The following is a 12,500-nucleotide window of genomic DNA, read 5'->3' on the forward strand; positions in this document are numbered from 1 at the left end:
TCTCCCACGGTCTGTACTGCTGCGAACAGTCAGAAGCGAGCTATGTCCCTCCTCCTCCCTTCAAGTCCTACCATACAAGCGGGTTTACCCGCGAAAGGGCCGGCTCAGCCAAGCAGTTCTTTCAGGCCGTGCAACTCTTGTTCAGTCACCGCCACCCCTTCCCGCTCAGCCACTTCGCGCTCACGGTAGCGGCGCTCGCCCGGCATGCGCGACAGCCCGGCGCCTTGCATATGCTCGACCAGGTCCCGGCTGCGCAGGGCAAACCGGTCACCTTCGGCCTTGCCCGGGTCGATAACGATGATCAGCTGCCCGGTCCAAGGGGTTTTCGCCCCAGGGTGGCCCGACCAGTCGAACTCCCAGGAGAAATGCCCGCCGGTCAGCGCCGCCGCCAGCAACTCGACCATCATCGACAGCGCCGAGCCCTTGTGCCCGCCAAACGGCAACAGCGCGCCGCCTTCGAGAATCGCCTTGGGGTCGGTGGTCGGCTGGCCCTGGGCATCCACGCCCATGCCTTCGGGCAATCGCTGGCCGGCGCGTGCGGCAATCTGCACGTCGCCATGGGCCATGGCGCTGGTGGCCATGTCGAAGACAATCGGATCATGCCCGGCGCACGGCGCGGCGAAGGCGATCGGGTTGGTACCGAACAACGGCTTGCGCGCACCGTGGGGTACCACGCAGGTCATGCTGTTGACCACGCTCAATGCCACCAGGCCCTCATCGGCAAAGGGCTCGACATCGGGCCACAGCGCGGCGAAATGGTGCGAATTGTGGATCGCCAGCACGGCGATGCCGGCGCTGCGAGCCTTTTCAACCAGCAGCCCCCGCGCCGCTGCCAGGGCAGGCTGGGCGAAGCCACCGGCGGCATCCACGCGCACGTAGCCGGGTGCCACATCGGTCACTTGCGGTGTGGCATGGCCATCGACCCAGCCGCTGGCCAGGGTCGAGACGTAACCGGGGATACGAAATACGCCATGGCTGTGGGCGCCATCGCGCTGGGCGCTGGCGCAGTTGTGGGCCAGCACGCTGGCCACCGCTTCACTGCAGCCGTGGCGCTGGAAAATCGCTTGCAACAGCCCCTGCAGTTCGTCGAAGGGCACGCGCACTAATGGGCTGGCGGAGGGTGCGGACATCTGTAGCTCCTTTCTTGGAATTGGAATGACGGGACGTTTCTGCCGCTCGATGGGTTATGCCAACCTCGGGGTACGCAATGCAAGGCCTGGAGGGCAACTGGTGGAATGCGATTATTGCAGCGCTGCAATGAACCAACTGCGTCGTTAAATATAATTGACCTTACCCCCTGCCAAACCCTTGCCGGCTCAGGCTCGCAAGGGGTCAGCCCCCGAATTTAGGCGCCTTAACCGCTTTTTGCTCGTTTGACATATCGAACGGCTCTGGCAAGCTATCTACAAGCCCCGACCGGAATCTTCCAGTGACGAGCCGGCAGTGCTCGGGGTTTCAGGTAGCACATCTTGGCCAACGGCCGTGCACCTGCACAACAACGACAGGCAGAGCCCTGTCATAAGGTGACATATGTCCAACAGCAACATTGGCAACAAGCAACCTTCCCTGCGCAAACCCGTCGTCCTGATGACCATGGGCAGCCAAGAGCGCAAAGGCCATGACTATCAGGTCATGACCCACAAATACATCACCCCGCTGGTCGACTTCGCCGATTGCGTCCCGGTCCTGGTGCCCACCTGCTGTGGCATCGAAGACCTCGAGACCTATCTGGACATGGCCGACGGCGTGTACCTGACCGGTGCCGGCAGCAACATCGACCCGGCCCTGTACGGTCAGGAGAACGAAACCCCCGGCAAGGGCCAGGACAAGAACCGCGACCTGTTCGACATCCCGCTGGTCAAGGCTGCGATCAAGCGCGGCCTGCCGATCTTCGGCGTTTGCCGTGGCATGCAGGAAATCAACGTTGCCCTGGGCGGCGACATCTACCAGAAGGTCTACGCCGAGCCTGGCTTCAACGACCACCGGGAAAACCCGGAAGATCCGGTAGACGTGCAATACGCCCAGGTGCATGGTGTGAAGATCAAGCCAGGCAGCTGGCTGCGTGAGACCCTGGGTACCGACGAGATCCGTGTGAACTCGCTGCATGGCCAGGGCCTGCGTAACCTGGGTGCCGGCATCGAACCGATCGCCCACGCCGAAGACGGCCTGGTCGAGGCGATCCACGCCCCGAGCCTCTCGCCGTTCCTGTTTGCCGTGCAGTGGCACCCGGAATGGCAAGCGGCGAAGAACCCTGATTCGATCAAGATCTTCAAGGCCTTCGGTGATGCCTGCCGCGCCCAGGTGCGCAAAAGCCAGATCAAGCGCCAGCAGGCTGCCTGACACTCGGTTTCAGCTTCGTTAGCTTTGATCGCGGGGCGGCGCAAGGTCGCCCCCGCTTCCCCGGTCACCCTCTGCTGGTCCCAGAATACTTCCCGTGGAAGCGGGCGGCGGGCTTGTGCCTGTCTCCGCGATCGTTTTTTCCTTCCCCCCTGAAGAGATACGATGACTACTAAGTGATAGTCGTCAGATTTTCTGCGCCTGCGAGTTCGAGCGCCGCCCGCGCGGCGCTCGATATCCGCACCAAAACAAATCTTGAACCGATCACCTGGGCGCCCTCACAAAAATTTTCTGCAGGGGGACTAGTCATCGTGCAAGTTGTACGATAACTTACCTCCAACGCAGAACAACACCCTACACCCCAAGCGCCACAGGATGCCTACAACAATGAATCCACAAGAACTGAAATCCATCCTCTCCCACGGCCTGCTGTCTTTCCCGGTCACCGACTTCAATGCCCAGGGCGACTTCAACCAGGCTGGCTACATCAAGCGTCTGGAATGGCTCGCCCCGTACGGCGCCAGCGCCCTGTTCGCCGCCGGTGGCACCGGCGAGTTCTTCTCCTTGGCTGCCAGCGAATACAGCCAGGTAATCAAGACCGCAGTCGACACCTGCGCCAAATCGGTGCCGATTCTCGCCGGCGTCGGCGGCTCCACCCGCCAGGCCATCGAATACGCGCAAGAAGCCGAGCGCCTGGGCGCCAAGGGCCTGCTGCTGCTGCCGCACTACCTCACCGAAGCCAGCCAGGACGGTGTCGCCGCCCACGTCGAAGCCGTGTGCAAATCGGTCAACATCGGTGTGGTGGTGTACAACCGCAACGTCTGCCGCCTGAACGCCAACCTGCTGGAGCAACTGGCCGAGCGCTGCCCGAACCTGATCGGCTACAAGGACGGCCTGGGCGACATCGAACTGATGGTGTCGATCCGTCGTCGCATGGGTGACCGCTTCAGCTACCTGGGTGGCCTGCCGACCGCCGAGGTGTATGCTGCGGCCTACAAGGCACTGGGTGTACCGGTTTACTCGTCGGCGGTGTTCAACTTCATTCCCAAGACCGCGATGGACTTCTACCACGCCATCGCCCGCGACGATCACGCCACCGTGGCCAAGATCATCGACGATTTCTTCCTGCCGTACCTGGACATCCGCAACCGCAAGGCCGGCTACGCCGTGAGCATCGTCAAGGCCGGCGCCAAGATCGCCGGTTACGACGCAGGCCCGGTGCGCACCCCGCTGACCGACCTGACCGCTGAAGAGTACGAAATGCTCGCAGCACTGATGGACAAGATGGGTCCGCAATAAGCGCACCCTGCGGCCTGCCATTGCCGCAACCGGAGTGGGCCTGCCCCGCTCCGGCTACAACTCGTGAGCCCGCACAAAAATAACTAGTGGGAGTATTGCCAGCATGCAAGCGACTAAAAAGACGCATGTGCGCTACCTGATCCTGTTCATGCTGTTCCTGGTGACCACGATCAACTACGCAGACCGCGCAACCATCGCCATCGCAGGCTCCAGCCTGCAGAAAGACCTCGGCATCGACGCCGTCACCCTGGGTTATGTTTTCTCCGCCTTCGGATGGGCTTACGTGGCCGGGCAGATCCCCGGTGGCTGGCTGCTGGACCGCTTCGGCTCGAAAAATGTCTACGCCTTCAGCATCTTCACCTGGTCGCTGTTCACCCTGCTGCAGGGCTTTGTCGGCGGCCTGCCGGTGGCCTGGGCCGTGGTCACCTTGTTCACCCTGCGCTTTCTCGTCGGCTTCGCCGAAGCCCCGTCGTTCCCGGGTAACGCCCGGATCGTCGCGGCCTGGTTCCCGACCCAGGAACGCGGCACCGCCTCGGCGATCTTCAACTCGGCGCAGTACTTCGCCACCGCCCTGTTCGCCCCGATCATGGGCTGGATCGTGTTCAGCTTCGGCTGGGAGCACGTGTTCGTGGTCATGGGCGCACTGGGCATCGTGTTCTCCATGGTATGGCTGAAGACCATCTACAACCCGCGCCAGCACCCACGCATCGGCCAGAGCGAACTCGAACACATCGAGCAGAACGGCGGCCTGGTCGACATGGACCAGAAGCGCGGCAACGACGGCCCGAAATGGGGCTACATCAAGCAACTGCTGACCAGCCGCATGCTGCTGGGCGTGTACCTGGGCCAGTACTGCATCAACGCCATCACCTATTTCTTCCTCACCTGGTTCCCGGTGTACCTGGTGCAGGAACGTGGCATGACCATCCTCAAGGCCGGCTTCATCGCGTCGCTGCCGGCGGTGTGCGGCTTCATCGGTGGCGTGTTGGGCGGAGTGATCTCCGACTGGCTGCTGCGTCGCGGCAACTCGCTGACCTTCTCGCGCAAACTGCCGATCGTCTGCGGCCTGTTGCTGTCGACCACCATGGTCTTCTGCAACTATGTCGACGCCGAGTGGATGGTGGTTGGCTTCATGACCCTGGCATTCTTCGGCAAAGGCATCGGCGCGCTGGGCTGGGCGGTGGTGGCAGACACCTCGCCCAAGCAGATCGCCGGGCTGTCCGGTGGCCTGTTCAACACGTTCGGCAACATCGCCTCGATCACCACCCCGATCGTGATCGGCTACATCATCAGCGCCACCGGCTCGTTCAAGTGGGCCCTGGTGTATGTGGGCGCCAACGCCCTGGTGGCAGTGTTCAGCTACCTGGTCATCGTTGGCCCGATCAAGCGTATCGAGTTGCGCGACGAGGCCCCGAAGCCTCGGCCTGAGCCGGCCGCCAATGGCGAACTGGCCAGCTCGCGGCACTGAGTGAACACGCCCGCGCAGGCTCCAGCCTGTGCGGGCGGATGTACAAAAAGCCTGAGAACCTGACAAGTAGGGCCCCAACATGCAGTTGATCGAACATTCCGACTCGCCCCGCTACGTCCGCCTGCACGACGACGACAACGTCGTGGTGGTGGTCAACGACGGCGGCCTGGGCGAAGGCGCCCGCTTCGCCGATGGCCTGACCCTGGTCGAAGGCGTGCCACAGAGCCACAAGGTTGCCACCGTGCTGATCGCCAAGGGCGAGCCGGTGCGCCGCTACGGGCAGATCATCGGGTATGCGCTGGAAGACCTGCGCCAGGGCAGCTGGGTACAGGAAAGCCAGCTGGCCATGCCCGCCGCCCCCGAACTGGACAGCCTGCCACGCTGCGACGCGGTACCGGACGCCCTGCCGCCGCTGGACGGCTTTACCTTCGAAGGCTACCGCAATGCCGACGGCACCGTCGGCACCCGCAACATCCTCGGCATCACCACCACCGTGCAATGCGTGACCGGCGTGCTGGAACACGCGGTCAAGCGTATCCGCAGCGAACTGCTGCCCAAATACCCCAACGTCGATGACGTGGTCGCCCTCACCCACAGCTACGGCTGCGGCGTGGCGATCAACGCCCGCGACGCCTATATCCCGATCCGCACCGTGCGTAACCTGGCGCGCAACCCCAACCTCGGTGGCGAGGCGCTGGTGATCAGCCTGGGCTGCGAAAAGCTCCAGGCCGGCCAGGTCATGCACGACAACGACCCGTCGGTGGACCTCAGCGAGCCCTGGTTGTACCGCCTGCAGGACGCCAGCCTGGGCTTCGTGGAAATGATCGAACAGATCATGGAACTGGCCGAAACCCGCCTGAAGAAGCTCGACCAGCGCCGCCGCGAGACCGTGCCGGCCAGCGAACTGATCCTCGGCATGCAATGCGGCGGCAGTGACGCGTTTTCCGGCATCACCGCCAACCCGGCACTCGGCTACGCCGCCGACCTGCTGGTGCGCGCTGGCGCCACCGTGCTGTTCTCGGAAGTGACCGAAGTGCGCGATGCCATCTACATGCTCACCTCACGCGCCGAAAACCAGGACGTCGCCGATGCCCTGGTGCGCGAGATGGACTGGTACGACCGTTACCTGCAGCAAGGCGCGGCGGATCGCAGTGCCAACACCACGCCGGGCAACAAGAAAGGCGGCCTGTCGAACATCGTCGAGAAGTCCCTCGGTTCGATCGTCAAGTCCGGTAGCGGCGCTATCCAGGGCGTGCTCGGCCCAGGCGAGCGGGTCAACCGCAAGGGCCTGATCTTCTGCGCCACTCCGGCCAGCGACTTCGTCTGCGGCACTCTGCAACTGGCCGCCGGCATGAACCTGCACGTGTTCACCACCGGCCGCGGCACGCCGTATGGCCTGGCCATGGCACCGGTGGTCAAGGTCTGCACCCGTACCGAACTGGCCCAGCGCTGGCCCGACCTGATCGACATCGATGCCGGGCGCATCGCCAGCGGCCGCTCGACCATCGAGGAGCTGGGCTGGGAGCTGTTCCACTACTACCTGGACGTGGCCAGCGGCCGTAAACAGACCTGGGCCGAACAGCACCGCCTGCACAACGACATCACCCTGTTCAATCCCGCACCGATTACCTGATGCCTGGGGCTTGCTCGCCTCCCCTGTGGGAGCGGGCGTGCCCGCGAAGCAGCCAACACGGTGCATGGCACCGGCTCCGCCGGTGTTCGCGGGCTTGCCCGCTCCCACAGGGGTCAAGCAAACCCGCCAATCACGCTTTTACCTTCACCTATCTAGAGGAGCACCCCATGCCTGAGATCCTCGGCCACAACTTCATTGCCGGCCTGCGCAGCGCCGCTGGCCCAGAGCGCCTGCAGAGCCTGGACGCCACCACCGGCGAGGCCCTGCCCTACAGCTTCGCCCAAGCCACCGAAGGCGAAGTGGACCAGGCGGCCAAGGCCGCCGCTGCCGCCTTCGTCGAGTTCCGCAACCTGAAGCCCGCTCGCCGCGCCGAGTTCCTCGACGCCATCGCTGCCGAACTGGACGAACTAGACGACGCCTTCGTCGCCATCGTCTGCCGTGAAACCGCCCTGCCTGCCGCCCGTATCCAGGGCGAGCGCGGCCGCACCAGCGGCCAGATGCGCCTGTTCGCCCAGGTACTGCGCCGTGGCGACTTCCTCGGTGCCCGTATCGACCTGGCCCTGCCCGAGCGCCAACCGTTGCCGCGGGTGGACCTGCGCCAGATGCGCATCGGCGTAGGCCCTGTCGCCGTGTTCGGTGCCAGCAACTTCCCGCTGGCCTTCTCCACCGCTGGGGGTGATACCGCTGCGGCCCTGGCCGCCGGTTGCCCGGTAGTGTTCAAGGCGCACAGCGGCCACATGGCCACCGCCGACCTGGTCGGCTGCGCCATCCAGCGCGCTGCAGAGCGTACCGGCATGCCCAAGGGTGTGTTCAACATGGTGTTCGGCGCGGGTGTCGGCGAGCCGCTGGTCAAGCACCCGGCCATCCAGGCTGTCGGCTTTACCGGGTCGCTCAAGGGCGGTGATGCCCTGTGCCGCATGGCCGCCGAGCGCCCACAGCCGATCCCGGTGTTCGCCGAGATGTCCAGCATCAACCCGGTGATCATCCTGCCTGGCGCCCTGGTCAAGCGCGGTGAAGCCATCGCCCGTGAGCTGGCCGGCTCCGTGTGCATGGGTGCCGGGCAGTTCTGCACCAACCCGGGCCTGGTGATCGGCCTGCAGTCGACGCAATACAGCCAGCTGCTCGCCGACCTTGGCCAGCACCTGGACCAACAGGCCGGGCAGACGATGCTCAATGCCGGCGGCCTGCGCAGTTATGTGGGCGGCCTGGAGCACTTGCACGCCCACGCTGGTATCGAGCACCTGGCCGGCCAGGCTCAGGAAGGCAGCCAGGCCCGTGCCCAGTTGTTCAAGGCCGATGCCCGCCTGCTGGTAGAGGCCGACCCGCTGCTGCAGGAAGAAGTGTTCGGCCCCACCACCGTGGCGGTGGAGGTCAAGGACGATGCGCAACTGCGTGACGCCCTGCTCGGCCTGCGTGGCCAGCTGACCGCGACCCTGATCGGCGAGCCGGAGGACTTCGAAGCCTACGCCTGGCTGGTGACGCTGCTGGAAGAGAAAGTCGGCCGCATCCTGGTCAATGGTTACCCGACCGGTGTGGAAGTGTGTGACGCGATGGTCCATGGCGGCCCGTATCCGGCCACCTCCGATGGCCGTGGCACCTCGGTCGGCACCCTGGCCATCGACCGCTTCCTGCGCCCGGTGTGCTACCAGAACTACCCGCAGGCGCTGCTGCCGGAAGCACTGCGTGACGGCAACCCGCTGGGGCTGCGCCGCCTGGTCAATGGGCAGTGGAGCGAGGGTTCGATCTGAATGCCCTGAAATGACAAAGCCCCGCACATGCGGGGCTTTTCTTTATCGCCTGTTCTGGCCTCTTCGCGGGTAAACCCGCTCCCACAGAGTGGACTGCCCCCCCACAAGTTGGACAGTTTTAAGCTGCCGCCTGGGTCCTGTACTCGACAGGGCTCAGGCCCCTTGTGCCTCGGCTTCTTCATGGGCCTGGCGCAAGCGCTCACGGCTATTGCTCAGGTGCATGCGCATGGCCATCTTCGCCCCTTCGCTGTCGCGCCTGGCAATGGCCTCATAGATGGCCTCATGCTCGTGCATCAGCCGGCTCATGTAATGGGCCTGGTCATCGTGGGCCAAGCGCGCCGAATTCAACCGGGTACGCGGAATGATGCTGGTCCCCAGGTGGTTGATGATGTCGGCGAAGTAGTGATTGCCGCTGGCCTGGGCGATGCGCAGGTGGAACTGGAAATCCGCCGACACTGCATCGGTGGCATGCGCCGCACCTTCGTTGAGCTCATCCAGCGCTGCACGCATGCCGGCCAGCTCTTCGTCGCTGCGCCGTTGCGCCGCCAGGCCCGCCGATTCGATTTCCAGGGCGATACGCAGCTCCAGCACCGCCAGCACCTCGCGCAAGGTCACCACGGTCGCCGGGTCGATACGGAAGCCGCCGGTCGCCGGTGTATCCAGCACGAAAGTACCGATGCCATGGCGAGTCTCGACCTGCCCGGCCGCCTGCAGCCGGGAGATCGCCTCACGCACCACGGTGCGGCTGACGCCCTCTTCGGCCATGATCTGCGATTCGGTCGGCAGCTTGTCGCCGCGCTTGAGTTGGCCGCTGCGAATGCGTTCGGTCAGCACCGTGACCAGTTCCTGGGCCAGACTGCGCGGCTTGCGCCGGGTCCTTGCCTGTACCTGCTGCTCTGTCATGCCCTGTATTTCACCTTGAAAGACAGCCGTCATGATAGCGCAAGCAGTTGTACGATCACATACACCCGACGCGGTATTTCTCGCAGTACAGTACCTGTGGCAACCGGCTTGCCAGCGATAGGCCCGGGACAGGCACGGGTGAAGTCAGTAAAGTAGGTGTCTTTCCAAGGAAGGAAACGTCCCGCATGAAATCGCTCGACCGTGCTCTGCTCACCTGCGGCCTGCTCATCCCGTTCTGGCTGCTGACCGGCGTCTGGCTGACGGCGCAGGCCTACCCCGGCTATGACCATTTGCAACAAGCCATGAGTCAGCTCGGCGCCACAGGTGCCCCGACCCAAGACTGGTCACCACTGCTCAACAACTTCCCCCTCGCCTTGCTTTTCGTCCTGTTCGCCCTGGGCCTTGCGCGACGCTGGCGCACATCGAAGCTGGCAATGCTAAGCGCTGCTCTGATCCTGCTGCACGGCCTGGGCAGCCTCGGCACGGGTCTTTTTCCTTGCGACCAGGGTTGCGCGCCCGCCGAGCCGTCGAGGTCGCAGCAACTGCACAACCTCTGCGGCTTGGTGATGTTTCTCTCGTTGACCCTGGCCAGCGCACTATGGGTACGGCTAGGCAAGCGCCTGGCCGGTTCAAAGGCCCTGGGCTGGTTTTCCCTGGTGTGCCTGATTGCCGCGGTGGTCACCGCTGTGCTTATGGCCCAAGCCGCCCAGAGCGGGCAGTTGTTCGGGCTGTATCAGCGTTTGAATTATGGCGTGTCGGTGATATGGATCGCCGGCCTGGCGCTGTGCAGCCTGTACCCGGCACTGGCAAATCGCTTTCGCATCGCCACTACCTGATTCGAAAATACTGGCCCCCAGGCATCTGAAGCGAAGGCAAACTCCGTTCATCTTCAAATGCTTAGGACAGCAACATGCGAGTATTTCTAGCAACGATGGCCGGCTGCCTGCTGGCCACTGCCGCCTTTGGCGCCCAGGCCAAAGCGCTTAGCCAGAATGACCGCCAAACCTGTGGATGGGGCTCGCAGATCGCCGCCGAGGCGCAGCAGGCCAAACTCTCTGGCGTCACCCTTTACGCCACCCGCAAAAAGCTGCAGGTGCGCCGGTTCGCCAAACCTTGGATGCGCATGACCGCCATGGGGATTACCGAACAGACCTACAACAGCCGTTCACAACTCAAGCCAGCGGCGATCAGGCAGACGTACTACGAACAGTGCATACAGCACACGCTCGTGCAACGATAGCTGAATGAAATCAATTAGTTAGAACACAAAACTAATGCGATTTATTTAAGATTTCAGGTGAGATAGACCGGCTTGCAACGCACCTTGGTCTTCACCGAATTGGCGATGAAGCATTCCTCATGGGCGAGATGATGCAAGTGTTCAAGCTCCTCCGGCGTGGGCTGGCGCCCGCCGGAGAATTCGACCCGTGGCCGCAGGGTGACCACGGTCATTGCCATGCGCCCTGTCTCATTACGTGCCATCACTCCCTCTGCGTCATCGGCATAGTGCTCGACGCAAAAGCGCTGCTTGGCCGCCAGCGACAGGAACCACAGCATGTGGCAGCTGGACAGCGCGGCGATGAACGCCTCTTCCGGGTCCACGGCCGAGGCATCGGACATGGGCAACGGCACCACATGGGGCGACGACGACCCCGGCACCTCGATGCCGCCGTCAAAGCGCCACAGGTGCCGGCGGCTGTACTGGTTACCGAGAAAATCCTGGCCGTCGCGAGCCCAGGCCACATGGGCGGTGTATTGCGCCATTCGAACCTCCTTGTCCAATTGATCACATCGTTTCAGCAGCCGCTGAGTGCCACCGGGCGGCGTTCGCCGGCAAAGAACAGCGGGCGCAGGCGCACGCCGATCAGGTTGCCGGCGTAAGCCGCGATCAGCCACAGCCAGCCGTGCACGCTACCCGAAGCGATACCGCTGAAGTAGGCGCCGATGTTACAGCCGTAGGCCAGGCGCGAACCATAGCCCAGCAACAGGCCACCGATCACCGCGGCAATCAGCGATGGCAGCGGGATTTTCAGGCTGGGCGCGAAGCGGCCGGCCAGGCCTGCCGCCAACAACGCGCCAAGCACGATGCCGATGTCCATCACCGTGGTGATGTCCTGCCACAGCGGCGCAGCCAGTGCCTTGGCATTGGCCGGGGCCTGCCAGAACACCCAACTGCCGACGTCGACACCAAAACTGGAAAGCGTCTTGGCGCCCCACAGTGCAAAGGCTGACGTGATGCCCCAGGGGCGACCGGCCAGGGCCAGGGTGGTGTAGTTGAGCAAGGCCAGGGCAATCGCGCCCCACAGCAGCGGCCATGGGCCACGCAGGAAGCGGCGCAGGCCCTGGTGCTCGCTGCTCACCGGGGCCTCCAGGGCGCCGTGGCGGCGCTTTTCCATCACCACTGTGGCCCAGGCGATCAATGCGAACACGGCAACGCTGACCAGCAGCGCTGGGATCACGCCCCAGGCCTGGACAATCGAAGTGGCCGGGAACGATGGCAGTGCGAACCACCAGTCGGCATGGTGAGTGGCAGTGACTGAACCGATGATGAAGAACAGCAAAGTCACCAGCATCCGCGCATTGCCGCCGCCGACCGTGAACAGCGTGCCCGAGGCACAGCCACCGCCCAGTTGCATGCCGATGCCGAAGATGAAGGCACCGAACACCACCGACACACCCGCCGGCGCGACCAGGCCGGTAACCGGAGTGCCGAACAGGCTGCCGGCCGACAGCGCCGGGAAGAACAGCAGCACGGCCAGAGTCAGCATGACCATCTGCGCACGCAAGCCGGCGCCGCGGCGCTCGTTGATGAACACACGCCAGGCCGAGGTGAAGCCGAAAGCGGCGTGATAGAGCGTCAGGCCCAGGGCAGCGCCGACCATCAGCAGCAGCACCTGCTTGAAGCCAGCGTTGAGGTTGAGGAACCAGGCACCGGCCAGCAGCAGGGCCAGTGCGATCAAGGGCGCACCGAGGCGGCGCGGTTCGGGTGTGGCGGTTGCGGAAAGACCCATTGAAATACTCGGATTACAGTGAAACGGGGGGGCGAGTATAACCCCAAAGGTGGATTGTGTTGCCTGCACTGGCCTCTTAATGGGTAAACCCGCTCCCAGCG

The 12,500-nt window shown here is 64.0% G+C and carries 11 protein-coding genes; 7 read left to right on the top strand and 4 right to left on the bottom strand.

Annotated features, from left to right (window positions below):
* Window positions 1-104 precede the first annotated feature (104 nt).
* A complete protein-coding gene (locus ACIPW4_RS02960) occupies window positions 105-1,130 on the bottom strand; it encodes an Ldh family oxidoreductase (RefSeq protein ID WP_400654622.1) in 1,026 nt (341 codons plus the stop codon).
* 400 nt (window positions 1,131-1,530) lie between these two features.
* Between ACIPW4_RS02960 and ACIPW4_RS02965 the strand changes: the two genes are divergently transcribed.
* The 5 genes from ACIPW4_RS02965 (at window position 1,531) to ACIPW4_RS02985 (ending at window position 8,485) form a co-directional block, all read left to right on the top strand.
* Window positions 1,531-2,340, top strand: a complete 810-nt coding sequence (locus ACIPW4_RS02965) for a gamma-glutamyl-gamma-aminobutyrate hydrolase family protein (RefSeq protein WP_400654624.1) — start codon at window positions 1,531-1,533, stop codon at window positions 2,338-2,340.
* A gap of 384 nt (window positions 2,341-2,724) precedes the next feature.
* The gene (gene kdgD, locus ACIPW4_RS02970) at window positions 2,725-3,636 is read left to right on the top strand and encodes a 5-dehydro-4-deoxyglucarate dehydratase (RefSeq protein WP_400654627.1); all 912 of its coding nucleotides are present in this window, start codon (window positions 2,725-2,727) and stop codon (window positions 3,634-3,636) included.
* 103 nt (window positions 3,637-3,739) lie between these two features.
* Complete coding sequence (locus ACIPW4_RS02975; RefSeq protein ID WP_400654628.1) at window positions 3,740-5,104, top strand: MFS transporter; 1,365 nt, start codon at window positions 3,740-3,742, stop codon at window positions 5,102-5,104.
* Window positions 5,105-5,183: 79 nt separating this feature from the next.
* On the top strand, window positions 5,184-6,737 hold the full coding sequence (gene garD / locus ACIPW4_RS02980) for a galactarate dehydratase (protein ID WP_400654630.1): 1,554 nt from the start codon (window positions 5,184-5,186) through the stop codon (window positions 6,735-6,737).
* A 167-nt stretch (window positions 6,738-6,904) separates the two neighbouring features.
* On the top strand, window positions 6,905-8,485 hold the full coding sequence (locus ACIPW4_RS02985; protein WP_400654631.1) for an aldehyde dehydrogenase (NADP(+)): 1,581 nt from the start codon (window positions 6,905-6,907) through the stop codon (window positions 8,483-8,485).
* Window positions 8,486-8,638: 153 nt separating this feature from the next.
* Here the strand turns inward: ACIPW4_RS02985 and ACIPW4_RS02990 are convergent, their stop codons facing one another.
* Window positions 8,639-9,388: a FadR/GntR family transcriptional regulator gene (locus ACIPW4_RS02990; RefSeq protein ID WP_400654634.1), complete on the bottom strand. Its 750-nt coding sequence runs from the start codon at window positions 9,386-9,388 to the stop codon at window positions 8,639-8,641.
* Window positions 9,389-9,573: 185 nt separating this feature from the next.
* Between ACIPW4_RS02990 and ACIPW4_RS02995 the strand changes: the two genes are divergently transcribed.
* Both ACIPW4_RS02995 and ACIPW4_RS03000 read left to right on the top strand, forming a co-directional pair.
* Window positions 9,574-10,224: a DUF998 domain-containing protein gene (locus tag ACIPW4_RS02995; protein WP_400654636.1), complete on the top strand. Its 651-nt coding sequence runs from the start codon at window positions 9,574-9,576 to the stop codon at window positions 10,222-10,224.
* A gap of 74 nt (window positions 10,225-10,298) precedes the next feature.
* Window positions 10,299-10,628: a hypothetical protein gene (locus ACIPW4_RS03000; protein ID WP_400654638.1), complete on the top strand. Its 330-nt coding sequence runs from the start codon at window positions 10,299-10,301 to the stop codon at window positions 10,626-10,628.
* Between the two features lie 53 nt (window positions 10,629-10,681).
* On the opposite strand, the gene ACIPW4_RS03005 is transcribed toward ACIPW4_RS03000, so the two are convergent.
* Both ACIPW4_RS03005 and ACIPW4_RS03010 read right to left on the bottom strand, forming a co-directional pair.
* The gene (locus tag ACIPW4_RS03005; protein ID WP_400654640.1) at window positions 10,682-11,152 is read right to left on the bottom strand and encodes an OsmC family protein; all 471 of its coding nucleotides are present in this window, start codon (window positions 11,150-11,152) and stop codon (window positions 10,682-10,684) included.
* Between the two features lie 32 nt (window positions 11,153-11,184).
* A complete protein-coding gene (locus ACIPW4_RS03010) occupies window positions 11,185-12,399 on the bottom strand; it encodes a YeeE/YedE family protein (protein ID WP_400654641.1) in 1,215 nt (404 codons plus the stop codon).
* Window positions 12,400-12,500 lie beyond the last annotated feature (101 nt).

Source organism: Pseudomonas sp. NPDC089996, from assembly GCF_044748405.1.
GTDB lineage: Bacteria > Pseudomonadota > Gammaproteobacteria > Pseudomonadales > Pseudomonadaceae > Aquipseudomonas.